The sequence below is a fragment of the Caballeronia sp. LjRoot34 genome, from assembly GCF_964253815.1.
Taxonomy (GTDB): Bacteria; Pseudomonadota; Gammaproteobacteria; order Burkholderiales; family Burkholderiaceae; genus Caballeronia.
Map to the genome: position 1 here is coordinate 10,691 of NZ_CAXUSB020000001.1, position 24,480 is coordinate 35,170.

The window sequence follows — 24,480 nt, forward strand, 5'->3', positions numbered from 1 at the left end:
ATAAGCGCTTCTCATGCGCCCACCACTTCCACCGTCGAAAAGCCGATTCCCACGCTTTTCGTCACTCTGATCTGCAACGGAATGCGCTCTTTGAGCGCTTCCACGTGACTGATCACACCGATCATCTTGCCGCTTGCGTTCAACGAATCGAGTGCGTTGAGCGCAATCTCCAGCGTCTCGCCGTCGAGCGTGCCGAAACCTTCATCGAGGAACAGCGAATCGATGGAAGTCTTGAAACTCACCAGATCCGATAAAGCCAGCGCCAGCGCAAGACTCACCAGGAAGCTTTCACCGCCCGATAACGTGCGCGTGTCGCGCGCAATATCGCCTTGCCACATATCGAGCACTTCCATTTCCAGATCGCCCGCAAGTTTGCGGTTCAACTGGTAACGCCCATGCAGTTGCGTGAGTTGCCGATTCGCAAGGTAGATCAAGTGATCGAGCGTCAGGCCCTGCGCAAACTTTCGATACTTCGCGCCATCGGCGGAACCGATCAGACTGCTCAAGCGTTGCCACAAGTCGTAACGCGTGCGTTGAGCATCGATCTGTTCAAATAACGCCTGCTTTTCCACACGCAGCCGATCGTCGTTCTTGAGCGTCGCGCGAAGTTCGCCTTGTTTTTCGCTGAGTGTCTTCAACGTGGCAAGCAGTTCATCAACCGTGCGTTGCAATGCTTCTGCACCTTGTTCGGTCTTCGGCTCTTTCAACAATTCCGCACGATGATTTTCCGCGTTCGTGCGCAGCGTGCGCACCGTCATCAACAGATCATCGAGTTCGCGTTTCAGCGTTTGCAAGCGCTCGCGTTCTTCGTTCGGCAGCAGCGCTTCGGCGAACGCTTGTTCATCGGCGAATACGCTTTTGGCTAACGCACTCGTCCATGCCGCCGATGTTTTCTCCGCGCGTTCGATGTCTTCGCTCAGACGTATCGTTAGCGTTTGCAGCGTACCTTCGAGCGCGCTGGTTTTATCGCGTGCGATTTCGTAGCGCTGTATTGCCGATGAAAACGCTGCATCGGGATCGTTGGTCTCGGCAACAACCTCAGTCTCCAATTCGACAAAATCCGCTTCGCAAGCGGTCCATCGCGTGGACCATTTTTCCGCCTCGGACGACGCCGCTTTAAGCGCCTGCCGCGCGCGATCGGCTTGCTGTGTCAACACGCGATTTTTATCCGATGCCGTCTGCCACGCCTTCCATTCAGCGTCGCGATCCGTGAGCCATGTTTGCCATGAAGTCCATGAATCGGGACGCACGTAACCAACGGACGTGACCGATTCATCGAGCATTTGTTCTCGTTTAACCAGTGCGTTCTGCAGCGACGCCGAGTGATCCGCGGTTTCCTTAAGCGATTTTTCCGCAGAGCTTTGTTTCTCTTCAAGCAGCTTGAGATCGTGTTGATGCTGGAGCGACTTCCGCTCCGCCGCATTCGCGGCGTTCGCGTGCTGCTCGATCACTGTCTTCTGTCGATCCACCGCAGCAAGCGTTTCGTGCGCGTGCTTCAACTTGGTCGCGTGTTCGTGCGCATGGGTATCGAGCGCGTTTTGCTCAATCGCTTCCAGTTCAAGTTCGGCGCATAACTGCGTCCAACTTGCGGCGTGCAAACCGGCGTCGATGATCCATGTATCGATACGTTTTCCGAGTTGTTCAATCGCCACGCTCAATCCCGCGATTCCGACATCGATCGCCAAGGCTTCCTTGCGTTTGCTATCTAACGCGAGTTGTTTGTCTTTCAACGCTTGCTCGGTCACGGAGACATCGAGCGCTTCATACGCGCTGATCGACGGGTGTTCCATCGAACCGCACAAAGGACAGGCTTCTCCAGGCTGTAACGCCGCGCGATGACCGGCGAGATCAAGAATGCGCTGTTCCTGATGCAGTAATTTGCGTTTGTCCTCAATCTGCTCGACGAGCGTTTCAATCTCCTTGGCGAGACGATCGCGGTGTTCCGGCAGAGGCTTGAACGATGCGTTGTTCTGCGCAAGTTCTTCGCGATCCAGCGCGAGTTGCCTGGTCCCGCGAGCAATCGTTTCGCCGATATGCGCAAGCTTGCCGAACACTTGATGTTGATCCTGAAGCCGCTGACATCGCGTCTTCAAAGCAGTTTCATGCTCACCGTTCAACAGCGTCAAAAGCTTCGTGCGCTGCTCGGCTTCGCCTTTGCGCGCGGACTCGGCTGCGATCGTTGCGTCCCGTACGGCATTACGCTGAACATCGATCGCCTGGGCTTGCTTACCGATCGTGAGCATTAACTCGTCGCGCCTTTTGCCGGTCGCTTCAATGTCGGCCAACGTCTGCTGGCGCGCCGCGAATTGCTGCTGCCACAACACAATCTGCTCACCCAGTTTGCTTCGATGCGGATGTTCATCGAGTGCGGACTGAATGGCTTTTGCGTCGGCCAGAATCTCGCTTAGTGTGCGTTGTCGAAGCTCGACAATCCTTCCACTTATCACTGATGCCAGACGTAAACCACGCGCCGCATCGAGCGATGCAGCCTGCTTGTCCGTCTTGGCGCTCGCAAGCTGACCAGACGTTGCCACATGCCTGTCGCGTGCTGCGAGCATCGCCATATGATCGACGCGAAGCTTTTCGGCAGGCTCGCTTGCGGCGAGACGATCGAGCGAAGGCTTGGCATCGGCGATCTTCAATTCAGCTTGCCGTTGGTTCGTCAGCACTTGCTCAAGCTGCACCTCCGCTGCCGATAACGCCGCTCGCCAGGCCAACATCGCGCGCGTTGTATCGAGTTGCTTGCCGAGTGCCGTTTCTTGTTCGCCAACCGTGGTCTGTTCCTGCTGCAAGCCGATCCGCTGTTCTTGCGTCAGGAGCTGAACACCATCGGCGCGTGCGAGCAGCGTATCCAGCGCAAGCTTCTCATTGCGCGTCCGCTCGAACACATTCTGCGAGATCGTGCCGTAGATATCGGTACCGGTGAGCTCTTCGAGCAATTCCGCGCGCTCGTTCGCCTTCGCTTCGAGGAACGCGGCGAAGCCACCTTGCGCGAGCATCATGGACTTCGTGAAGCGGCCGAAATCGAGTCCCGTGATGCTCTCGACAAGCCGCAGTTTATCCACGATACGCTCGGTCATGATCGTGCCATCCAGACGCGCGAGTTCCACCTTGGGCGCCTGCAGATTCCCGTCGGTTTTATCGCGTGCGCGACGCTGGCTCCAGAACGCCCGATACCCTTCGCCCTTCACTTCGAACTCCACTTCCGCGAGGCATTCGAACGTGTGCCGCGTCATCAGCTCGTTCGTCCCTTGCGAGACGGTGTCCATGCGCGGCGTGCGGTGATAGAGCGCGAGGCAGATCGCATCGAGCAAGGTGGTCTTGCCCGCGCCGGTCGGGCCGGTGATCGCGAACAAGCCGTTATCGCGAAACGGCGGCTGGCTGAAGTCGATCTTCCACTCGCCCTTCAGCGAGTTCAGATTCCGCAAACGCAACGACAAGATCTTCATGCTGCATCCGCCTCGCCAATCTCAGCGACGACCTCGCGATACATCGATAAAAGCTGCAAGCGCGTTTCCTCGTCGATGGTTTCCGTTTGCAGGCGGCGCGCGAATACATCGTCGGGCGTGAGCTCGTTCAAGGTTTCCTTCGCTTGCGATTGCAATGCGGCGGAGACAGAAGAACGTTCGCGGCGAATGCGCAACACTTCAACCGGCAGGTCTTCGGTGATCTTCTGGATGCGCGACTGGAGATCGCTGAGGTAGTCATCGGCGGAGACTACGATTTCGAGCCACACGGTCTCGCCTTCAACAGCCTGAGACGCAGCCGCCGAGACCGCAGCCTCAAGCTCTTTCAACGACCCTTTCACCGACAACAACGGCTGAAAGCACGGCACGTCGAGCACGGTCACGCGTTCAAGGCCGTTCGTCGACACATCCACAAGCAGCATCTCTTTCTGCTGACGCGCTTCGTCGAAGCTCAGTGGGATCGGCGATCCGCTATAGCGAATGTGATCCAAACCGCCGACTTTCTGCGGCCGGTGAATATGCCCGAGCGCGATGTAATCGGCTGCCGGAAACGCGCTTGTCGGAAAGGCTTCCAGCGCGCCCACATAAATCTCCCGCACCGATTCACTCGCGCTCGCACCAACCGTCGTTAGGTGCCCGGTCGCGATAATCGGCAAATGCGCGCCAAGCGTCGCGCGCTTCTGCTCAGCGAGCGCGAACAGCGCTTGATAATGCGCATGAATCGCGTCTTGCAGCGACTCCTGTTTATCGCGTGCGCTCTGCCCCGCAATGCTCTGCAGCACGTCGCGCGGACGGATGAACGGGATGGCGCAGACGATCGCGCCGGGCTTGCCGTCGCGCGTGGTGAGCACACGAACCTGTTCGTTGGGATCGTCCTGCACGGAAGGAATGACGACGGTATTCAACGCCGTCAGCAAATTGCGCGACTCTTCGAGCACGGCGACGGAATCGTGATTTCCCGCCAGCAGCGTCAAGCCGACGCCCGCGTCGCGCAACGCGAGAATCAGCGTGTAGTAGAGCTCGCGGGCGTAGCTGGGCGGCGCGCCGGTATCGAAGATATCGCCGGCTATCAGCACCGAATCGACCGCGTGCAGCCGCGTCTGTTCGACCAGCCACGCAATCAGCTTTTGATGTTCGGCCTGGCGTGAATGCCCAAGAAAGTACTGGCCGAGGTGCCAGTCCGAGGTGTGCAGGATTCGCATCGGGGAGTAGGGTGGAAGGCGTTGCCGCGCATCGTTTTAGTGGCTGCCAGTTTAGCCGATCGACCCGCCCCAAGCCGCGAAACGGACCGGCGGAGCTCCGGAAAACGCCGTAAAACGAGGCAATCGCGCCGTGTACGCGTACACTTCGGCTTCTAATTGCGCGGAAACAGTACGCGCTGGCCTCGCCGGCGCCCTTTTCACGCCGCAACCCCATCAATTACGCTCAAATCAATCATGTTTATCTGCCGAAACCAGCCGTGCGGCGCCGAATGGCAACTCGCCGACGTGCTCATCAAGAACGAAGGTCAGGGCCTGATGTTCCGCTGCCCCATGTGCGGCGCGCGCAACAAGGTGCTGCGTCACGACGCGCCCGACGGCACGATCACCTACGAGCAGGACAATTCGGTCCCGCCGAAACCTGCCGCAAAATAAGTAAAACACCCTCATGACCACGCCTACTTCTTTCAGCGCCCTGCCGCTTTCGCCGGCCATGCTGGCGAACCTCGAACAACTTGGTTATCTCACGATGACCCCGATCCAGGCCGCCAGCCTGCCGATCGCGCTCGCAGGCCACGATCTTATCGCGCAGGCCAAGACGGGTAGCGGCAAGACGGCCGCGTTCGCGTTGCCGCTGCTCGCGAAGATCGATCCGCGGCTTTTCTCCGTGCAGGCGCTCGTGTTGTGCCCGACGCGCGAACTCGCCGATCAGGTGACGCAGGAGATTCGCCGAATCGCGCGCGCGGAGGACAACATCAAGATCCTGACGCTGTGCGGCGGCTCGCCCATGCGCCCGCAGATCGCGAGCCTTGAACATGGCTGCCATATTGCCGTGGGAACGCCCGGGCGGATCATGGATCATCTGGAGCGCGGCACGCTGCCGTTGACCGCGCTGAAAACGCTGGTCCTCGATGAAGCCGACCGTATGCTCGACATGGGTTTCTTTGACGACATCGTCGCGGTCGTCAAACAATGTCCGAAGGATCGCCAGACGCTGCTGTTTTCCGCGACGTATCCGGAAGGCATCGCGAAACTGAGCCAGCAATTCCTGCGCAAGCCGCAGGAAGTCAAACTCACCGAGCAGCACACGAATTCGAAGATCAAGCAGCGTTTCTACGAAGTCCACGACAACGAACGTCTCCATGCCGTGGGTCAGTTGCTCGATCACTATCAGCCGGTCAGTACGCTCGCGTTTTGCAACACAAAACAGCAATGCCGCGACTTGCTCGATGTTTTAGTCGCGCAAGGTTTTAACGCACTCGCGCTGCACGGCGAACTCGAACAACGCGAACGCGATCAGGTGCTCGTCCAGTTCGCCAATCGTAGTTGCTCGGTGCTGGTCGCGACCGACGTGGCCGCGCGTGGGCTCGATATCACGCAACTGGAAGCGGTGATCAACGTCGATGTCACGCAAGATCCCGAGATTCACGTTCACCGCATTGGCCGCACGGGCCGCGCGGACCAGGAAGGCTGGGCGCTGAGCCTCGCGAGCATGAATGAAATGGCGCGCGTGAGCTCAATCGAACAGGCGCAGAAAAAGGAAGTCGAATGGCACAAGCTGAGCGAACTGACGCCGGCGACGCCGGGTCATCTTCAGCCGCCCATGGCCACGTTGCAGATCCTCGGCGGCCGCAAGGAAAAGATTCGTCCCGGCGACGTACTGGGCGCGCTGACGGGTGACGCGGGTTTCGAAGGCTCGCAGATCGGCAAGATCAATGTGACGGACATGGTCACGTACGTGGCGGTCGCGCGGGATATTGCGGATCAGGCGGTGAAGAAGCTGTCGGCGGGGAAGGTGAAGGGCAAGAAGGTAAAGGTGCGACGCATTTAAGCGCATTGACATTGGCGCACCGGGCCTGCAATTTGCACTCGTGAATCAATGAAACCAGTCAGGGCGGATATGCGTATGCACGCATATCCGCCCGCCAATCCGCGAAACGCATAACTTCAAATGAAGAAACAAGGGATAGGAGCAATCTGATAGCTGGACGGGAAGGCAGCGCTTAGCATCGAGAGGTTATCCACTTTGATGAATACGCCCGCCATGAATCAACTCTCCGCACCGCTCGCCGTCGCTTTAGATCTCCATCAGGCAGGCCGTATGGCCGAAGCGGAAAGTGGTTATCGCGCGATTCTCAAGGAACATCCCGATCACGTCGAAGCATTGCATTACCTCGGTGTGTTGCTGCATCAACGCGGCGACAACGAAGACGCCGCGACGTTGCTGGATCGCGCGCTTGGCCTTGCCCCCGATGTGTCCGCGTGCTGGAGCAATCGCGGGCTGGTGGCGGTGGCGTTAGGCGATCTTCCCCATGCTGTGGAGTGTCACGAGCGCGCCCTCGCTATCGACCCGGCGTTCGTCAACGCGCGTAACAACCTTGGCACAGCGCTGCAAAAGCAAGGCCGCTTCGACGAATCCATCGAACAGTACGAGATGTTGCTCGCGCAAGATCCCGATTTAATCGACGCCCGTTTGAACCTCGGCTCGACGCTCGCTTCCGCGAAGCGCTACGACCAAGCGCTGGCGGTCTATCGCGAGACGCTTGCACGGAGCCCGGGCAACTTCTACGCGCATTTCGGCGAAGGCAACGCGCTGCGCGAACTGAAACAATTCGACGAAGCTGTCGCCAGTTTGCATCGAGCACTGGCGCTCAGGCCGGACCACTTCGAGGCGCACGTGAATCTCGGCACGACGCTCGGGCTTTCCGGGGAATTCGTGGAGGCGGAGGCGCAGTATCGCCGGGCGTTGACCTTGCGCGACGATCCGCAGATTCACGTCTGCGTCGGCGCGGCTATCGGCTCGCAAGGCCGTTTCGAGGAGGAGGAACCGCATTATCGGCACGCACTGACACTCGTCCCCGATCACGCCGACGCGCTGCACAATCTCGCGTTGCTGCAGTTAAGGCGCGGCAGGTTCAAGGAAGGCTGGGCGCTGCACGAAGTGCGCTGGCGCTCGAGCAAGTACAAGCCGATGAACGTTCCCGGGGTGCCGGAATGGCGCGGGGAATCGCTGCAAGGCAAGACGCTGCTGGTCGCCGGCGAGCAGGGGCACGGCGACATGATCCAGTTCGCGCGTTATTTGCCGGTGCTTGAAGGGATGGGTGCCACCGTCGATGTGTGGGTGCCGGCGAACATCGTGGAACTGGTCCAGAGCGTGCGCGGAGTGCGCCGGGCGCTGCCTATTTGTCCGACGAAGGAATACGACTATTGGACGCCATCGATGAGCGTGCCGCACCGCGTGGCCCATCTCGTTCCTGGCGTCCTCGCCGACACGCCCTATATGAGCGTAAGCGCCGAGCGGATCGGCTCGTGGCCGGCGCGTGTGAAAAAACTGGCGGGCGCGCGCAGGAAGATTGGCATCGTGTGGGCGGGCAGTCCGACGTTCGGCAACGATCAATTCCGCTCGATGCCGTTCGCCGCGTGGTCACCGTTCGCGGAGGTGGCGAACACCGAGTGGTTTTCGCTGCAGAAGGGCGCAGCGCGCGACCAGCTCGCGCAACCCGGTTGCGCGTTGAAACCCCACGATCTGACGGACGACATCCACGATTTCGCCGATACCGCCGCGCTGATCGAGCAACTCGATCTGGTGATGACGGTAGATACATCGGTTGCCCATCTGGCTGGTGCGCTCGGCAAGCCCGTCTGGGTGTTCCTGCCGGCGAATTACGATTGGCGCTGGATGCTCGATCGAGACGACAGCCCGTGGTATCCAGGCATGCGTTTGTTCAAGCAGACTACGCTGGGCGACTGGACTGAGCCGGTGGCGCGGGCTAAAGCGGCGCTGATGGCGGGGTGAATGTTTTTGCGCTCGCAAGATGCGGCGGACGGTCACCCGATCTGCAACTGCTTCTCGCGTGCGCCTACGACGTGTGATGCACAGTAGCGGCGCGTCGTCCGACTGGCTCGGCGATTCGCGCTAGTGCGTCTTGCGCTGCGCGACGCCGCCATAGCGTAATCGCGGTTTACTTCTCTGCTGTCTGCATCACTTCGCTGGGTTTATCGCGGGTAATCAGCCGCAAACCGCTTGCAATACTCGCCGCGCCTGCGAATCCCGCGCCAATTGCCAGCGCCAGTGTCGGCCCATGATGCCCGGCAATGCCAAAGCTCAGCGCGACCAGCGCCGCGCCGGTCGCCTGGCCGATCAGCCGGGCAGTTGCCACCACGCCGCTTGCGCCGCCGCTGCGCTCGCGCGGCGCGCTCGCCATGAGCGCCTTCAGATTGGGCGACTGGAAAAATCCAAAACCCGCGCCGCATATGCCCATGCGAATACAGATATCGAGTGCATGGGGATGAGCCGGCAGCAACGCCAGCGACGCCATGCCTGCGCACATGATTGCGAGGCCGACGCCGCCCAGCAGCCCCGGTTGGTATCGATCCGATAAGCGTCCGGCGACCGGCGCCAGCAAGGCCACCATTACCGACCACGGCGTCATCAGGAAGCCGGTCTCCACCTGGCTGCGCCCAAGCACGCTTTCGAAATAAAACGGCAGCGACACGAACGCCAGTCCTTGCGCGGCGAACGAGCACACGGCGGTTGCCGTCGATAACGCGAACATCGGCCGCTTGAAGAGATCGACGGGGAGCATCGGCGCCGGATGACCGCGTTCCCGACGCAGCATCAATCCGCCCGCCACGACCGTCACCGCGAGCGCGATCAGCACGATATGCGTGGGCGCCTGCTGAGCCGCTTCGCCAAGCGCGAAGACCAGCGCGGCAAACGTGACCACGTTCAGTCCGGCCGCCACGCGGTCGAAGCCGTGCGTGGCGCGCGGCGTTTGCGGCAACGCCGTCCAGCCGATGGCCAACGCCACCAGCCCAATCGGCAGGTTCACCGCGAACAGCCACGGCCAGGGCCCGAGCGAGAGCACGATCGACGCAACCGTCGGCCCGACCGCGAACGATATCCCCACCACCAGCGCGTTTAGCCCGAACCCGCGTCCGAGCCGGTGATGCGGATAGATTGCTCCGATCAGCGCCGTGTTCACGCTCATCACCGCGCTTCCGCCAATGCCCTGCAACAGCCGCGCCGCGGTGAGCGACGGCAGCGACCACGACAGCGCGCAGGTCAGCGACCCCACGAGAAACAGGATCAGGCCGCCCAGATAGATTTTCCTATGCCCGACGATACCGCCCAGCGCCGCGAACGGCAGCAGCGTGGCGACCATCGCGAGCTGATAGGCGTTGATGATCCAGACGGACGCGGCCGGCGTTGCGTGGAGATCGGCGGCGATGGCCGGAAGCGCGGTATTCGCGATGGCGGTATCGAGCGTGGCGAGCGAAACGGCGAGCAGCATGGCCGCCATGCCGCGACGCTGGAGCGCGGTCATGGGACCGTCGGTAGGAAGAGGGGTCTGGTCTGACACAGTTTTTTAGGATTGGACGTGATCGGCAATAGTCCGACACGATACGGGATCGTGACGAAGCTCGCCGAGCACCCCCGCAGGAGCTTTCAAACAGGTGTCAGTACCGCCTCGCCGGCGAAGTGCCGGGTGGCGTTATCGACGAACATCTGGACCGAGGCCGCTACTGCCTCCGGTGAGCGCCCGCCCACGTGCGGCGTCAGCACGACACGCTCGGAGCCTGTCAGCAACGCGGGCGGGGTGGGCTCGCCTTCGTAGACATCGAGTCCCGCGCCGGCTATCACGCCGCGTTCGAGCGCGTCCGCCAGGGCGGCGGTATCCACAACACTGCCGCGCGCTACGTTCACCACGTAGCCTTTTGAGCCGAGTGCGGCGAGCACACTGGCGTCGATCAGATGTTTCGTCGATGCGCCGCCCGGCGTGGCGACCACGAGGTAATCGGCCCATTCGGCCAGCGCGATCACTGAGTCGAAGTACGTATACGCCGAGTCCGGTTGCGGCCGGCGATTGTGATAACCGATCTCGATATCGAAGCCTTGCGCTCTTTTAGCCACCTTCCTGCCGATATTGCCCAAGCCGATCACGCCTAGTTTCTTGCCCGAGAAGTTCGGCTGGAACGGGAGGTCGTCGCGCCAGGCGCCCGCACGGCACGCGCGGTCGAGCACGGGGATTTGGCGAACCACCCCGAGAAGCAGCGCGAAGGCGTGATCGGCGACGCAATCATCGTTGGTCCCCGCGCCGTTCACCACGACGATGCCGCGCGCCTGCGCCGCATCGCGCGCGATGTTTTCGTAACCCGCGCCCAATGCGCCGATCAGCTCGAGGTTCGGCAGTTTCGCGATGGACGCTGCGTCGATGCCGATGGTGCCGTTTGTCAGGACAGCGCGGATTTCGTCGGCGTGGTCGGTGAGGGCTCGCTCGATCGCGGATTGATCGAGCGCTGTAATGACGTTGAAGGCGTTGGCGACGGTGATTTGGTTTTCGGGTCGAAGCGGAACCAGGACGAGGACGGTGAGGAGCATGGGCGCGAGGGGTTGAAGGAGCGAAGGGCCAAGTTTCGCATTTTTTTGAGATGGCGGTGGGGCGCCCTTCGCACGTTCAAAAACGTCGAGACACGTTAGAACTTCGGCCAATCCTCTGCCTCTATGGTGCTTTCGATGGCTGAAACTGCGATTCGGTCACGGCAACTTGATGACGGTTTTCGCATTCACCTGGTTCGTAGTTCTAACGTTTTATATGTCGTTTAAGAAGCTGCAAGCGGAGTATCGTATCCGGCTTGGGAATAGCGGCTTCATGACATCCGCGACGACAGCCCCTGTACGAACTTCTTACGTACCGCGACGCGCGTTGGCCATCCTCGCTGACAATGACCGGATCGCTCGCGGTAAGCCTACCTCCAAACCGATCACCTTCCCCGCCAACAGCAGCCTCCACCACCAAACCCGATCCCTACGCCAACTGTCGGCGCCGCGTAATACCCCGGTGCGTATGCGTATCCATATCCCGGCGCCGGGGCGTACCCATAAGGCGGCGCGACGATGCATCCTGAAAGGCCGATCGCGAGTCCTACGACAAGAAAGAGCCTGATCATGATTTTTCTCCCTATTGGACATTAGAGAGATCGAACCGGGCGATTGTTCGGATGGAATTGTGTCGTGCGTCGCGAGTTGGTTTCGGAAAATTACAGGCAGCGCCGAGTCGGGTATCCGCCCTCAAATGTTCATAGGGTTTACACCTAAAACAACAATAATGTCTTGCGCCCATCGCGCTTAATTTTCAGAAACGGCGTGCCTACACTGGAATCACAGAACGCGAACAGGGTTGTTCGCGACAAACAAAGATTCGGAGGTAAGTATTATGAAGTCGCTCATTCAAGCCGTTGTAGTTGCCGCAGTGCTCGCCGTCCCGGCCGTTTCGTTTGCTCAGTCGAATCAACAACCGTTGACGCGCGCCGAAGTGAAGGCGCAATTGGTCCAGATTGAGAAAGCCGGCTATAACCCGGCAACATCGAACGATTACGACTACCCAGCCAACATTCAAGCTGCCGAAGCACGCGTCGCGGCCCAAAATAGCGGTACCAGCAGCTATGGTGGCGTGGCTAATGGTTCGTCGGATTCCGGGGCCGCTGTGCAATCCTCATCCGGCGACAACGTGCGCTCGATATACATGGGCCATTAATCACATTAATCATCACGCGGTATGACAGGACGCCGGCGACTAGCGAACGTGAGTCGTCGGCAATGCGGTCCCTGGCGAGCAGGATGTTTGCGCCACAGACCTGTAAAAGGCTGAATCCGCACCTTCTTCAACGGGTTTAATCGCGGTGGAATAGCCCAGCTTCGCTGTCTGGGCTTTTTTTGCGTCTTTCGACGGTACATAAAAAGGCAGCTTCCGAACGCGCAACAAAGACAGCGCTTGCACGCGGCAAGATTCGCATTTCAAAATGTGTGACCTAAAATATAAGCAAGCTGTGACGCATCAAGGAGGCGGCCATGACTGAGTCGATGATCGGTTTTGTGGTGGGCCTTGCGGTCCTGATAGTTATTGCTGCCATATTGGGCCGCCGGTACCGACGCGAGCACCCGGAAGACGGCCGCGGACGGCTACGTATGCGCGAGTGGCTCGATACGCATCACATGAGCTGGATGCACCATAAGCATTAATGCGTCGCTAAAAAGCAAAAAGCCCACTCGCGACTTGCAGTGGGCAAAGAAGACGTGAGTGACGAAACTTCATGGCGCAGGGGTGGAGGCGCGCGGAGTAATTGTGTGGCTCGCTCCCAGTTCAGTTTCGACAGGTGACTTCACTGCTCGCGGATGCCTTCGTCCGTCAACCTCTGCTTTTCCATATTCGATAGCAAACCGGCAGGCGTCGGCCGCTTCGGGGAAGTGGCCGAGTACGCCCGATGCCCAACGCGCGCCGTTTGGTTTGGTGACAATGACCATCGACGCAAAACTGCCGCGCTCGCCGGCTGCAAGGGGCACCAAAACATGATCGTTATAGTTGAGTGGAATGGCGTGCATTCGGCCTCCTCGGTAAACGAGATTTTTGATTGGTGATTTTCCCGTGCCGAAGTAAATATGGTTGTTAGTAATTGAAAAAAACGGAAACAACGCGTGCAAAAAGGCCGGAATGCGCTGGGTAGGGCCTGTGAACCTCAAACTTTCGACTCGGACGGGTCTTTGCACGCCCCAAAATACAATGCATAGGGGGGAACAATTCCGCTTCAGTAATCCTCCATTAGCGACCATAAAGCTGGTAGGGCTTTCGGGAAGATTTTTACGGTGAAAAATAAGGATTTCGCCAACTTTGATAAATGCATTGTTATTGGCGGGGCGGTTTAGCGCCGCCGAATCTTCCGCTGTCGTTTCATAGATCATAGACAAGATGCGTATTGGCGCCATCGGACCATTCACGCCATTTACCGTCGCCGAGCAGAGCATGTAACGCCACGCTACCCGCATCCGGATCGCTTGATCCGCAGACGACTGCCATTCGCTCATATCTTCATGCTGCCCATGTTCCGCTCCCGGTTGACGTCTACCGATTCATATACAAAGTTTAACTTTGTAGTTTGACTTGGTATCTGCTAACGTACGGTCATGAACACGAACGAGAAAACACAACACACGGATCCGGAAGTCGCGCATGCGCACGCTGTCGCGGGGGAATTGCGCGTGGTGCTTGGCAAGCTGAAGCGGCGGTTGCGCGAAGAAGCCAATCTGGGGGAGTTCACTTTGTCCCAGATGTCAGCCCTTAGCCGTCTGGAGCGCGAGGGTCCCGCGACCGTAACCACGCTTGCGCGCGCCGAAGGTGTGCGCCCGCAATCCATGGGCGCCACCGTGTCTGCCCTCGAGGCGGCCGGGTTTGTGACCGGCACGCCGGATCCGGCCGATGGACGTCAGACCATTTTGTCCCTCACTGACGCATGCCGCGAGTGGATCAAGGCGAGCCGTGCGGCCCGCGAAGACTGGTTGTTCCGTGCGATCCGAACCAAGCTGACGTCTGCGGAACAAGACGAGCTCGCGACCACCGTGGCGCTGCTCAACCGGCTCGTCGATTCCTGATTGACCGTAGCTCGCGTGGCAGAAGTCGTGCCATCGGCTCTCACCTATCCCCTTTGCCGCGCCTCAATCCGGGCGCGTCGCAGTCCAACTCGCAGGAAGGAAACACCATGGCAATCACCACGCTCGACCCGAAGACGGCTCTTGTAGTCATCGATTTGCAGAAGGGCATTGTTACGCTTCCCACCGTGCATCCCGTCAGTGAAGTCGTCAAGCACGCAAGCGAGTTGCTTGACGCGTTCCGTAGCCACGGATTGCCCGTTGTGCTCGTCAATGTTGCCGGCGGCGCGCCGGGCCGGTCGGAGCAGGCTCGCAACCTTGCCGGACTGCCCGCCGATTGGGCCGATCTTGTCCCCGAGTTGAAGCAACAGCCGGAAGATCACATCGTCACGAAGCGGACGTGGGGTGCGTTCACGAATACCGGTCTCGATGAACATCTGAAGAAGCTGGGCGTCACGCAAGTCGTTATTGCCGGGGTGGCGACCAGCATTGGTGTCGAGTCGACCGCACGTTATGCGCACGAGCACGGGTTCAACGTGACGCTCGCCGTCGATGCCATGACCGACATGAATGCCGATGCCCACACCAACAGCATCACGCGGATCTTCCCAAGGCTGGGCGAGACCGGTACGAGCAAGGAGATCATCGAACTGCTCGGCAGCGGCCGCGCGTGAGCTCTTTCAGCGCGGAGATAGCCGCCTCGGGAGCGGTCCGGTGAAAGGCACCTTCCGCTCGCTGAACAGCTTCAACTACCGGGTCTGGGCCGGTGGCGCGATCGTCTCCAATATCGGAACGTGGATGCAGCGCACGGCCCAGGATTGGCTCGTGCTCACGCAGCTGACCCGCCACAATGGGACCGCGGTTGGCGTAGTCATGGCGCTCCAGTTTGGTCCGCATCTTCTCTTGCTACCTTTTACCGGTTTTGCGGCCGATCATCTCGATCGCCGCAAACTCCTGATCGGCACTCAGGCGGCTTTGGGAACCCTCGCGCTTGGGCTGGGTATTCTCACCGTCGCTGGATGGGTCCAGTTGTGGCACGTGTATGTGTTTGCGTTTTTGCTCGGCTGCGTCAGTGCGTTCGATGCCCCCGCGCGTCAGACCTTCGTCTCCGAGCTGGTCGGTGAAACCGATCTGTCGAACGCAGTCGCGTTGAATTCGACGTCGTTCAATGCCGCGCGGATGATCGGTCCCGCCATTGCCGGTGTGCTGATTGCATCGGTGGGTACCGGGTGGGTGTTCCTGATCAACGCGGCATCGTTTGTCGCGGTGCTCTGCTCGCTGGGGTTTCTTCGGGTTGGCGAATTTCACGTGAGCAAGCGGGCCGTCCGCGCGCGGGGGAGCCTGGCTGAAGGGTTTCGTTATGTCTGGAAGCGGCCGGATCTGAAAGCGGTGCTGCTCATGCTTTTCTTGATCGGCACGTTCGGGCTCAATTTCCCGATTTTCATCTCCACGATGTCCGTCACCGTCTTTCATGCCGGAGCGAGTCAATACGGGCTCTTGTCGTCGATCATGGCGATCGGGACGGTCGCGGGCGCGCTGCTCGCCGCGAGGCGGGCGAAGCCGCGTATTGGTGTGTTGTTCGCTAGTACCGCGGTCTTCGGGGCCGGCTGTGTGCTGGCGGCGATCGCGCCGAGCTATGGGTTCTTTGGTCTTGCGCTCGTGGTCATTGGCGTGTCCGCGCAAACCATCACCACGACGACAAACAGCACGATGCAGCTATCCACCGAGCCCGCCATGCGCGGACGTGTGATGGCGATCTTTTTGGCGATTGCGTTGGGCGGCACGCCTTTGGGTGCGCCGGTTGTAGGTTGGGTCGCCGATACGTTCGGCCCGCGTTGGGCACTTGGCGTTGCCGCGGCGGCGGGTTTTGCGGCGGCGATGGTCGGGGTACGGTATTTGGTGAAGTATCGGCAGTTGCGAGTGTTTATCGATGCAGGGAGGCTGCGGTTTAGTATCGATGATGGGGATGCGGTGGTTTGAGGGGGGCTTCGATGCGCGAGCGGTATACGGCAATGTCTAGCTCGTTTCATCACGCTCGAGGAGCGACGCCGGTGATTGACTCGGCGCCGTTGGTCATCGATAGCTGGACTCTCGCGAGTGCGCCGGTTAATTCCAGAGAGCGAGGTCACGCCATGATTCCGGAAACCCCATTGCGTCTAAAGTGGCAACCCCTTCGACCCTCGGGAATTCTTCGATGAGCGTTACAAAAGCTTGCTTCCACGTAGAGTCAAAACCCATCGCGATCAAAAGGAATTGAATAATCGCGAAGGCTCCGTACACGTGTTGGCGCAAGAACAAGTTGCGTTCTCCGGAGAGATGCTCGAGCAAAGGAACTTCATTTCTGGCTGGTGGTTTGGGGCTGTCAACCATGCTGCGGTTCCATAAGCGGCTGTGGTGTGCACAAATATTGCGCAAGTGACTAATCGTGCGAAGCCAGCTTGCCACCAGAACGTGGCGAGGTATCCCTAACTCCGAAGCAATTAACTGCTTATCTTTGTCTCTTAAGCCAGCAAAGTAGTGCGACAGCAAGCCGAAGTCCCAAACTTCAATCGACACCCACAGCGGGATGGGCGGGTCGTAAGTGGTTTTGAAATGCTGAATGAAATCTTCGCGGGAGCGAGCGACCAACTTGTCGTGTTGCTGTACCCACGTCGCGAAATTTGACGGTCTCCGCGCTTCGCCGACTTTTTCGGCAGGGGTAGCGCAAAACTTCTGATTGACCAAATCTGAGTTTAGATGCGCGCAAGGATCGAGGCCGCCCATGTGGTAAGCAACTTTCGCTCTCAGCGCGACCTCCAATTTCTCCACGGCGCCCATCGCAAGGAGTCGTAGCGCTTGGTCAAACTTGTACAGTTTCGAAATGTGCGAGAAAGAGGTGCCCTCGACAAAGTTAGATTCGCGCTTGGGTTGCGAGCCCATGTTCGGAGGCAGGACGCGGAACGGATAGAAGTAGCCGCTGAGGCGGTAGTAGCCGAGCTTTTCTATGTGCCACAAAGCACTATCTTCGTCGTCGACAATAAGGCCGCGTGCCTTGATCTGTTCTAGCTGCGCGCGATAGGTGAGGTGAGGCTTCGTGTACGGGGTGGTCATTTTTGTTGCCGTTTCGCCGCCCTTTTGTCGCCCCGTTAACGAGAAAACCCGGTCGTGCAAACTACGCAGAGGGCCGGGTCGTATTGCTTACAATTATTAAGTATCCTGATCGCTAAGTCAACAGGCGCAGACGTGTGGCCGAACATGTCGATGCTTTATGCAGCGCTCGGGCCAATGAATTTGCACCGACGTCGCTTTATCCCGAACGTTGCCGGACCGGTGCATTGATCCATGACAGTACGCAATTCACAAAGCAAAAAGCCCAGTCGCGATGACTGGGCTTTTTGCATGAATCTTTGGTGGGGCGTGACAGATTCGAACTGTCGACCTACGGATTAAGAGTCCGCTGCTCTACCAGCTGAGCTAACGCCCCGAAAAACTGAATCCGAATTATAGCGACGTTTTCGCCGATTGCGCAACTGTCTGCAACGCAAAACCCGAAAATACCGTCTCGCAGACGCCTGAAAGCCGCGCCATACATAGCGCGGACGCTTATCGGCCATCCCAAAAAAGCCTGGCTTCGGGCAATTGTCACGAGCCGTTATCATGACGGACGGATGAAACACGCACTCGTTGCGGCATCGGCAACCGCACGAAAGCAGCTACAAAAACAGCCGCGAGACCACCATCAATAAACCCAAATCCATGGACGAATCCGCCATCCGTGTTCTGCTCGACACCACCTTCGCGCCGTGGATCCGCGACCTGGGCCTGACGCCGGCAAGCTCCACCGATACCAGCGTCACCCTGCGTCTGCCCCACGCGGACAAACTTCGCCACATGGGCGGCGTGATTTGCGGCCAGGTGTTCATGGCCGCCGCCGACACCGCCATGATCGTCGCCATCGCCCACGCGCTAGGCAGTTTCCAGCCGATGACCACCGTCTCGCTCACAACAAGCTTCCTGCGCCCGGTCAAAACCGGCGACGTCCTCGTTATGGCCAAAATTCTGCGCCGCGGCCGCAACCTGATCTTCGGCGAAATCGAACTCCACGACGAAACCGGCGCTCTCGCCGCTCACGCGACCACCACGGTCATGCTTCTCACATAAAAAGAAAACCATGTTCGATCAAGTCGTATTCGCCGGCGGTGGCAACCGCTGCTGGTGGCAAGCCGGTTTCTGGGACGTTGTCCAGCCGGAACTCAAGCTGCGCCCGCGCGTGATTACGTGCATCTCGGCCGGCGCAGCCACGGCCTGCATGCTGTACATGAACCGCTCCGAGTGGGTGATGGACTACTACGCGCACGTGCTGCGCGACAACCCGAAAAACGCGTATTGGGGCAATTTGCTGCGTGGCGAATCGGTGTTTCCGCACTATCGGATCTACCGCCAGGCTTTACTCGATATCTACGGCGCCGAGTTTGCATCGCTGCAACACGCGCCGGAGATTCGTATCGGCGTATCGCATTTGCCGCGTTGGCTCGGCGCACGAAGCGCGGTGGCCGCAGGGCTGATCGCCTATAACATCGAAAAGTACGTGCGCAAGAAGTTGCATCCCACGCTCGGTCAGTCCCTGGGTTTCCATCCGGAATTCGTGAAGGCGCAAGAATGCGCGACCGTCGATGACCTCGCGGACCTGATCCTGCAATCGTCGTGTACGCCGCCGTTCACGCCGGTCATGCATCGAAACGGGCGGCCCGTGCTCGACGGCGGCATGGTCGACAATGTGCCGGTCGGCGCGCTGGATGCATCGCCGGGATTGGTTCTCGTGATGGTGACGCGCGTGTATCCGCGACCGCAGATGTTCGTCGTGGAGCACGGCGCGAACCGCGACCAGCGTCGCGTTTATGTGCAGCCTTCACGGAAGGTGCCGATTTCGGCATGGGATTACACGAGTCCGTCGCTGATGCGGCCCGCGTACGACCTGGGCCGTGCCGACGGTGAGCAATTCCTGACGCGCTTGCCCGATCTGCTCGGCGCAGCGGCACATCTCTAAAAAGGAGTGTTGAACCGATGACCAAACACCACAAATACACGCTGCAAGTCGTCTGGACGGGCGATCAGGGCTCGGGCACCTCGCGCTACGACGCGTACTCCCGTGATCACCTCGTGCGTGCGGCGAACAAGCCGGCCATCGAAGCATCGAGCGATCCGGCGTTTCGCGGCAACGCCACGCGCCACAACCCGGAAGAGCTGTTCGTCGCGTCGCTTTCGTCGTGCCACATGCTCTGGTACCTGCACCTTTGCGCGGTGAATGGCATCGTGGTGACGGGTTACGTGGATGACCCCGTGGGCACAATGGAGGAATCGACGCAAGGAAGCGGCCACTTCACCGACGTCCTCCTGCGCCCGCAAGTGACTATTGGCGCGGGCGGTGACGTGAAGCTGGCCGGCCGTTTGCACGAGGAAGCGCACAAGTTCTGCTTTATCGCGAACTCGGTCAACTTCTCCGTCCGATGCGAGCCGTCCACGGACGTTTCGACCATCTGACTATCGCCGGCGTCCACCGACCAGCGCTTCCGGATTGGCGACGCTCGATGTGTCGCCGGCATCGAAGGCGAGAATGTTCTTGAACGCCGCCGTGAAATAGAGCTCATAGCTCTCCCTCTCCACATACCCGATGTGCGGCGTGCAAATGACGTTTTCCATGCGCAGCAGGCTATAACCCTGCAGGATCGGCTCGCTTTCGAATACGTCGATAGCAACCATCCCCGGCCGGTTGTGATGCAGCGCGTTGAGCAGCGCGTTTTCTTCGAGCAATTCGGCGCGGCTGGTATTCACAAACAGCGCGGTGGGCTTCATGCGCATCAGATCGGCGGTGGTGACAATGCCGCGCGTTTCGTCGTTCAGCCGCAGATGTAGCGACAGCACATCGCTCTGTTCGAACAGCGCTTCCCGGCTCTCGGCGACATTCACGCCGTCCGCACGCGCGGCCGCCTGCGAGTGCTCCCGGCCCCAGACCACCACTTTCATGCCAAACGCCTTGCCGTAACCGGCGAGCAACTGGCCTATTTTCCCGTATCCCCAGATCCCGAGCGTCTGGCCGCGAAGCACTTGGCCCAGGCCGAAATTCGGCGGCAAAGCGGAGGTCTTCAGGCCGGACTGCTGCCACGCACCCTGCTTCAGGTTCGCGACGTACTGCGGAATCCGGCGTTGCGCGGCCATGATCAGCGCCCAGGTCAGTTCTGCTGGCGCGATCGGCGAACCGGTGCCTTCCAGCACGGCGATTCCGCGCTCGGTACAGGCGTCGAGTTCTATATGGCCGCCCGCCTTGCCGGTCTGGCTGATCATGCGTAACCGCGGCAGTTTGTCGAGCAGTTGCGAGCTGATCCGGGTGCGTTCGCGGATCAAAACGAGCGCTTCTACTTCCGAGAGTCTGCTAGCCAACTGTCCGAGTCCGCGCACCGTGTTATTGAAGACTTTCACCTCGTGATCGGCGAGCAGACTGAAGCAATCGAGCTTGCGAACGGCGTCTTGGTAGTCGTCCAGGATGGCAATTTTGATTGGCATGGATTGGCTTTTGATAGGCATCAAACGTGCTGCAGAAATTCGAGGATGGACAGGAATCAACGTGCTAAGTTCGGGTAATTACGGATAAATCGGGTAGTCACGTATAAATTCGCCGAAATACGGGCATCGCGTCGCGTTAAGCTGCTGGTGTAACCCGACGAATTTACGGGTCGCCGGATGGGTGTTTAAAGAATTCGAATGTGGAATACGGCAGTTTAGCCATTCACGCGTCGCTAGCGCCGGAAAACCGGCAACGATGGAGACAACCCCTATCCCTTTTTAACAGTTTGTTCCGTGCCGACGCAAGCCGCGATTCAGACGGCAGTCGCCACCAGACTAGAACAACTCCCCGACGCATGCCTTGTTTTTGTGTCGCCGTCTGCCACGTGAGTGCCTCCGTGCAAGCAAACCGGTGACTCAAAATGCGCCTCTCGCGAGCAGCGCCGGCGGGTTGCAAACCGTTTTCTCATCTAAGAACGGAGTGTGCTCGATGAACCAGCCCGCAGTGGTAGATCAAAACGTGGTCGCCGACGGCGACGTACCGGCGTACGTGAAGAACCGGAAACTCATCGACTGGGTGCAGCAGGTCGCGGCTCTGACGAAACCGGAGCGGATCGAATGGTGTGACGGGTCGGCGGAGGAATACGACCGCCTGTCGCAACAAATGGTCGATGCCGGCACGCTCAAACGCCTCAATCCCGCCAAACGGCCTAATTCCTACCTTGCATGCTCGGACCCATCCGACGTCGCGCGGGTGGAAGACCGGACGTTCATCTGCTCGGCGCGCCCGGAACAGGCCGGTCCGACGAACAACTGGATCGATCCCGCGGAAATGCGCCTCACGCTGGACGGTCTCTTCGACGGCTGCATGAACGGCCGTACGATGTTCGTCGTCCCATTTTCGATGGGCCCGCTCGGCTCGCCGATCGCCCATATCGGCGTGGAACTGACGGACAGTCCGTACGTGGTGACGAATATGCGCATCATGACGCGCATGGGCCGCGCGGTGTACGACGTGCTGGGCGCCAGCGGTGAGTTCGTGCCCTGCGTGCATTCGGTTGGTGCGCCGTTGCAGCAGGGACAGAAGGACGTTCCCTGGCCGTGCAACGACACGAAATACATCGTGCATTTTCCGGAGAGCCGCGAGATCTGGAGTTTCGGTTCGGGTTATGGCGGCAACGCGCTGCTCGGCAAGAAATGTTTCGCGCTGCGGATTGCATCGACGATGGGACGCGACGAAGGCTGGCTCGCCGAACACATGCTCATTCTCGGCGTGACGTCGCCGGAAGGGCGCAAGTATCACGTCGCGGCGGCGTTTCCGTCGGCATGCGGCAAAACCAACTTCGCCATGTTGATTCCGCCGCAGGACATGGCGGGCTGGAAGGTTTCCACCATCGGCGATGACATCGCCTGGATCAAGCCGGGCCGCGACGGCCGGCTGTACGCGATCAACCCCGAAGCGGGCTATTTTGGCGTGGCGCCGGGCACGAGCGAAAAGACCAACTTCAACGCCATGGCGACGCTCAAGGAGAACGTGATCTTCACGAACGTAGCGCTTACCGACGACGGCGATGTCTGGTGGGAAGGCATGACAGACATGCCGCCGGCGCATTTGATCGATTGGCAGGGCAATGACTGGACGCCCGAGTCGGGCAAGAAGGCCGCGCATCCGAACGCCCGCTTCACAGCGCCGGCTGCGCAATGTCCGTCTATCGATGCCGATTGGGAGAATCCCGCCGGCGTGGCAATCGATGCGTTTATCTTCGGCGGCCGCCGTTCAGATACCGTGCCGCTCGTCACTGAAGCGCGCAGCTGGAACGAAGGTGTCTACATGGCCGCGACGATGGGCTCTGAAACCACCGCCGCCGCAGCCGGCCAGCAGGGCGTGGTCAGGCGCGACCCGTTCGCCATGCTGCCGTTCTGCGGTTACAACATGAGCGACTATTTCGGCCACTGGCTGAAAGTGGGCGAACGACTGGAGCAACTCGACGCCAAACTGCCGAAGTTCTTCTGTGTGAACTGGTTCCGCAAGGACGCGGACGGCAAGTTCGTCTGGCCGGGTTTCGGCGACAACATGCGCGTGCTGAGCTGGATGATCGGCCGTATTGAAGGCACCGCTCACGGCGATGAACACGCGTTCGGCCTCTCGCCGCGCTTTGAGGACATTGGCTGGGGCGCGCTCGATTTCACCCGCGAGCAGTTCGAACGCGTTATTTCCGTGCAAGACTCGGCATGGCGGGCTGAGCTCGAACTACACGATGAGTTGTTCGCGAAACTCGCCCAGGGACTGCCTGCCGAGCTTGCGGAGACGAAAGCCGCATTCGGAAAGAGGGTTTCGGCCTGACTTTCTGTTAGAACCCGATTAATGCGATTGGTGACGGAAATCGATATAATCGGTTAAATAAGGGCCGCATTAGCGGCCCTTTCTTATTTCTCGCTATACCGCGTCAAAATTGCATCCGCGAGCTTTTCAGAATGATGTCGGCTCTCGCTGGATAGCTGCATCGTTCCGAATTCAGCAACAATACGCTGCCTTTCACCTTACTGAACGGTAAAGCCGAAATCTTTTGTCAGAAAAAGTCACATTTAAGGCAACTTCTGCACGAAAACGAGAGTCCTAGGATAATTCCGAATTGCTTCTCTGGAATTTAAAAGAGGCCGTCTAGCAGCAGGAGTTGTCTCATGGATCATTTGCAGTCGATGAAAGTATTCGTCCGAGTGGCGGATCTCGGCAGTTTTGCACGCGCGGCCGGCGCAATGGATATCTCGAATGCCGTGGCGACCCGTCATATTGCTGACCTCGAAGGGCGTCTGGGCACCCGCCTGCTCAACCGCACCACGCGCAGCCTGTCGCTGACCGAGTCCGGCCAGGTGTACCTGGAACGCGCCCGCCAGATCCTCGACGAACTCGAGGACGTCGAACAAATGGTCGTTGCGCGTAACCACGAGCCGGTTGGATCGCTACGAATTGTCGCACCCGTGGTGTTTGGCCTCCACAACCTCGCTCCCGTGCTGCAGACCTACACAGAACGTTATCCGAAAGTCGTGCCGGACGTCACGCTGGTCGACCGGCAAGTCGATCTGGTGGAAGAGGGCTTCGACGTGGGCATTGTGATCGCGCGCCAGATGCGCAGCGCGAGCATTGTCACGCGACGCCTCACGACCGGCTGCCTGACCGTGTGCGCGACGCCCGGGTATCTCGAAAAGCATGGCGTGCCGACGCGGCCGGAAGACCTGTCCGAACATCCGTCGCTGAGTTTGCCGTCGGAATATTTCGGCGATGAGCGTGTGTTCACTGGCCCGGAAGGCGAAGTGCGCGTGCGGCCGACGAACGTGATCGTCGCGAACAATACCGAGATGCTGCGTCAGTTCGCGTTGCTCGGCATGGGCATCGCGATCCTGCCGAGTTACCTGATCGGCAACGACACCACGCGCGGCAAGCTGGTGCGCCTGCTGAGCGACTACCAGCTTCCGCAGGTCGAGATCAACGTGGCGTATCCGAGCCGGCGCCATTTGCCCGCGAAGGTGCGCACGTTCATCGATCACTTGGTCGAGCATTTCAGCCAGATGCCGAATCATCAGCTTGGCGAGCAGTGGGTGAAGGACGGGATCGTCAAGCCGGGGGCGCCCGCAATCGATGAGCGCGATTCCGAGCCGCTGGTCGCGCACGCGGCTTATGCGGAAGCGGAAGGCGGTGCACGATTTGAAGCCGAAACGCCTCCCGCCGATGACAACAGACTCAGTGGCAAGCCTGCGAAATCGCGCTCGCGTGCGACGCCGGCCATGCCCTCGCCGTTCTGACGGAGGCCGCCGTGCTGGGATTTGTTGAGTGGTTAAGCGTTGTCCAGCG

At 59.7% G+C, this 24,480-nt stretch carries 21 protein-coding genes and 1 tRNA gene; 13 read left to right on the forward strand and 9 right to left on the reverse strand.

Annotation, left to right across the window (positions count from 1 at the left end):
* Positions 1-11 precede the first annotated feature (11 nt).
* Both ACSQ36_RS00035 and sbcD read right to left on the reverse strand, forming a co-directional pair.
* Positions 12-3,449 (reverse strand): AAA family ATPase, encoded by a 3,438-nt coding sequence (locus ACSQ36_RS00035; RefSeq protein ID WP_436180501.1) that lies wholly within the window; start codon positions 3,447-3,449, stop codon positions 12-14.
* Positions 3,446-4,669 (reverse strand): exonuclease subunit SbcD, encoded by a 1,224-nt coding sequence (sbcD, locus tag ACSQ36_RS00040; RefSeq protein WP_436180502.1) that lies wholly within the window; start codon positions 4,667-4,669, stop codon positions 3,446-3,448. Before sbcD ends, ACSQ36_RS00035 begins: the two co-directional genes overlap by 4 nt.
* A gap of 234 nt (positions 4,670-4,903) precedes the next feature.
* Here sbcD and ACSQ36_RS00045 point away from each other — a divergent pair, with 234 nt between their 5' ends.
* The 3 genes from ACSQ36_RS00045 to ACSQ36_RS00055 all read left to right on the forward strand — a co-directional run bounded on the left by ACSQ36_RS00045 (position 4,904) and on the right by ACSQ36_RS00055 (position 8,462).
* On the forward strand, positions 4,904-5,101 hold the full coding sequence (locus tag ACSQ36_RS00045; protein WP_047895277.1) for a hypothetical protein: 198 nt from the start codon (positions 4,904-4,906) through the stop codon (positions 5,099-5,101).
* Between the two features lie 13 nt (positions 5,102-5,114).
* Positions 5,115-6,497 carry an ATP-dependent RNA helicase DbpA gene (gene dbpA / locus ACSQ36_RS00050; RefSeq protein WP_031361009.1) on the forward strand — a complete coding sequence of 461 codons (1,383 nt, stop codon included), beginning with the start codon at positions 5,115-5,117 and terminating at the stop codon, positions 6,495-6,497.
* A 213-nt stretch (positions 6,498-6,710) separates the two neighbouring features.
* Positions 6,711-8,462: a tetratricopeptide repeat protein gene (locus tag ACSQ36_RS00055; protein ID WP_436180503.1), complete on the forward strand. Its 1,752-nt coding sequence runs from the start codon at positions 6,711-6,713 to the stop codon at positions 8,460-8,462.
* 166 nt (positions 8,463-8,628) lie between these two features.
* Here the strand turns inward: ACSQ36_RS00055 and ACSQ36_RS00060 are convergent, their stop codons facing one another.
* From ACSQ36_RS00060 to ACSQ36_RS00070, 3 genes are all read right to left on the reverse strand, one after another.
* Positions 8,629-9,993 (reverse strand): MFS transporter, encoded by a 1,365-nt coding sequence (locus tag ACSQ36_RS00060; RefSeq protein WP_436180504.1) that lies wholly within the window; start codon positions 9,991-9,993, stop codon positions 8,629-8,631.
* 122 nt (positions 9,994-10,115) lie between these two features.
* The gene (locus ACSQ36_RS00065; RefSeq protein WP_436180505.1) at positions 10,116-11,048 is read right to left on the reverse strand and encodes a 2-hydroxyacid dehydrogenase; all 933 of its coding nucleotides are present in this window, start codon (positions 11,046-11,048) and stop codon (positions 10,116-10,118) included.
* A gap of 383 nt (positions 11,049-11,431) precedes the next feature.
* Entirely contained in the window at positions 11,432-11,617 is a 186-nt protein-coding gene (locus tag ACSQ36_RS00070; protein WP_255631420.1) for a hypothetical protein, read from the reverse strand.
* Positions 11,618-11,883: 266 nt separating this feature from the next.
* Between ACSQ36_RS00070 and ACSQ36_RS00075 the strand changes: the two genes are divergently transcribed.
* Positions 11,884-12,204: a DUF4148 domain-containing protein gene (locus tag ACSQ36_RS00075; RefSeq protein ID WP_213765091.1), complete on the forward strand. Its 321-nt coding sequence runs from the start codon at positions 11,884-11,886 to the stop codon at positions 12,202-12,204.
* A gap of 314 nt (positions 12,205-12,518) precedes the next feature.
* Entirely contained in the window at positions 12,519-12,689 is a 171-nt protein-coding gene (locus tag ACSQ36_RS00080) for a hypothetical protein (protein WP_436180506.1), read from the forward strand.
* A 69-nt stretch (positions 12,690-12,758) separates the two neighbouring features.
* Here the strand turns inward: ACSQ36_RS00080 and ACSQ36_RS00085 are convergent, their stop codons facing one another.
* Positions 12,759-13,529, reverse strand: a complete 771-nt coding sequence (locus ACSQ36_RS00085; protein WP_436180507.1) for a hypothetical protein — start codon at positions 13,527-13,529, stop codon at positions 12,759-12,761.
* A gap of 99 nt (positions 13,530-13,628) precedes the next feature.
* On the opposite strand from ACSQ36_RS00085, the gene ACSQ36_RS00090 reads away from it, so the two are divergent.
* From ACSQ36_RS00090 to ACSQ36_RS00100, 3 genes are all read left to right on the forward strand, one after another.
* On the forward strand, positions 13,629-14,093 hold the full coding sequence (locus ACSQ36_RS00090) for a MarR family winged helix-turn-helix transcriptional regulator (RefSeq protein ID WP_436180508.1): 465 nt from the start codon (positions 13,629-13,631) through the stop codon (positions 14,091-14,093).
* Between the two features lie 107 nt (positions 14,094-14,200).
* Positions 14,201-14,764, forward strand: a complete 564-nt coding sequence (locus ACSQ36_RS00095) for an isochorismatase family protein (protein ID WP_436180509.1) — start codon at positions 14,201-14,203, stop codon at positions 14,762-14,764.
* Positions 14,765-14,804: 40 nt separating this feature from the next.
* Complete coding sequence (locus ACSQ36_RS00100) at positions 14,805-16,070, forward strand: MFS transporter (RefSeq protein ID WP_213765096.1); 1,266 nt, start codon at positions 14,805-14,807, stop codon at positions 16,068-16,070.
* Positions 16,071-16,196: 126 nt separating this feature from the next.
* Here ACSQ36_RS00100 and ACSQ36_RS00105 read toward each other — a convergent pair whose 3' ends face one another.
* Both ACSQ36_RS00105 and ACSQ36_RS00110 read right to left on the reverse strand, forming a co-directional pair.
* Positions 16,197-17,180 (reverse strand): Abi family protein, encoded by a 984-nt coding sequence (locus ACSQ36_RS00105; RefSeq protein WP_436180510.1) that lies wholly within the window; start codon positions 17,178-17,180, stop codon positions 16,197-16,199.
* 297 nt (positions 17,181-17,477) lie between these two features.
* Positions 17,478-17,553: transfer RNA gene (locus ACSQ36_RS00110), tRNA-Lys, on the reverse strand.
* 272 nt (positions 17,554-17,825) lie between these two features.
* Here ACSQ36_RS00110 and ACSQ36_RS00115 point away from each other — a divergent pair.
* The 3 genes from ACSQ36_RS00115 to ACSQ36_RS00125 are packed head-to-tail and all read left to right on the forward strand — an operon-like array spanning position 17,826 to position 19,610.
* Entirely contained in the window at positions 17,826-18,230 is a 405-nt protein-coding gene (locus tag ACSQ36_RS00115) for a PaaI family thioesterase (RefSeq protein WP_436183052.1), read from the forward strand.
* Between the two features lie 10 nt (positions 18,231-18,240).
* Positions 18,241-19,116 carry a patatin-like phospholipase family protein gene (locus tag ACSQ36_RS00120; protein ID WP_436180511.1) on the forward strand — a complete coding sequence of 292 codons (876 nt, stop codon included), beginning with the start codon at positions 18,241-18,243 and terminating at the stop codon, positions 19,114-19,116.
* Between the two features lie 17 nt (positions 19,117-19,133).
* Complete coding sequence (locus tag ACSQ36_RS00125; RefSeq protein WP_436180512.1) at positions 19,134-19,610, forward strand: OsmC family protein; 477 nt, start codon at positions 19,134-19,136, stop codon at positions 19,608-19,610.
* Here the strand turns inward: ACSQ36_RS00125 and ACSQ36_RS00130 are convergent, their stop codons facing one another.
* Positions 19,611-20,624 (reverse strand): D-2-hydroxyacid dehydrogenase family protein, encoded by a 1,014-nt coding sequence (locus ACSQ36_RS00130; RefSeq protein ID WP_213765140.1) that lies wholly within the window; start codon positions 20,622-20,624, stop codon positions 19,611-19,613.
* A 496-nt stretch (positions 20,625-21,120) separates the two neighbouring features.
* Between ACSQ36_RS00130 and ACSQ36_RS00135 the strand changes: the two genes are divergently transcribed.
* Positions 21,121-22,974 (forward strand): phosphoenolpyruvate carboxykinase (GTP), encoded by a 1,854-nt coding sequence (locus ACSQ36_RS00135; protein ID WP_436180513.1) that lies wholly within the window; start codon positions 21,121-21,123, stop codon positions 22,972-22,974.
* Positions 22,975-23,312: 338 nt separating this feature from the next.
* Positions 23,313-24,431, forward strand: a complete 1,119-nt coding sequence (locus ACSQ36_RS00140; RefSeq protein ID WP_213765101.1) for a LysR family transcriptional regulator — start codon at positions 23,313-23,315, stop codon at positions 24,429-24,431.
* Positions 24,432-24,480 lie beyond the last annotated feature (49 nt).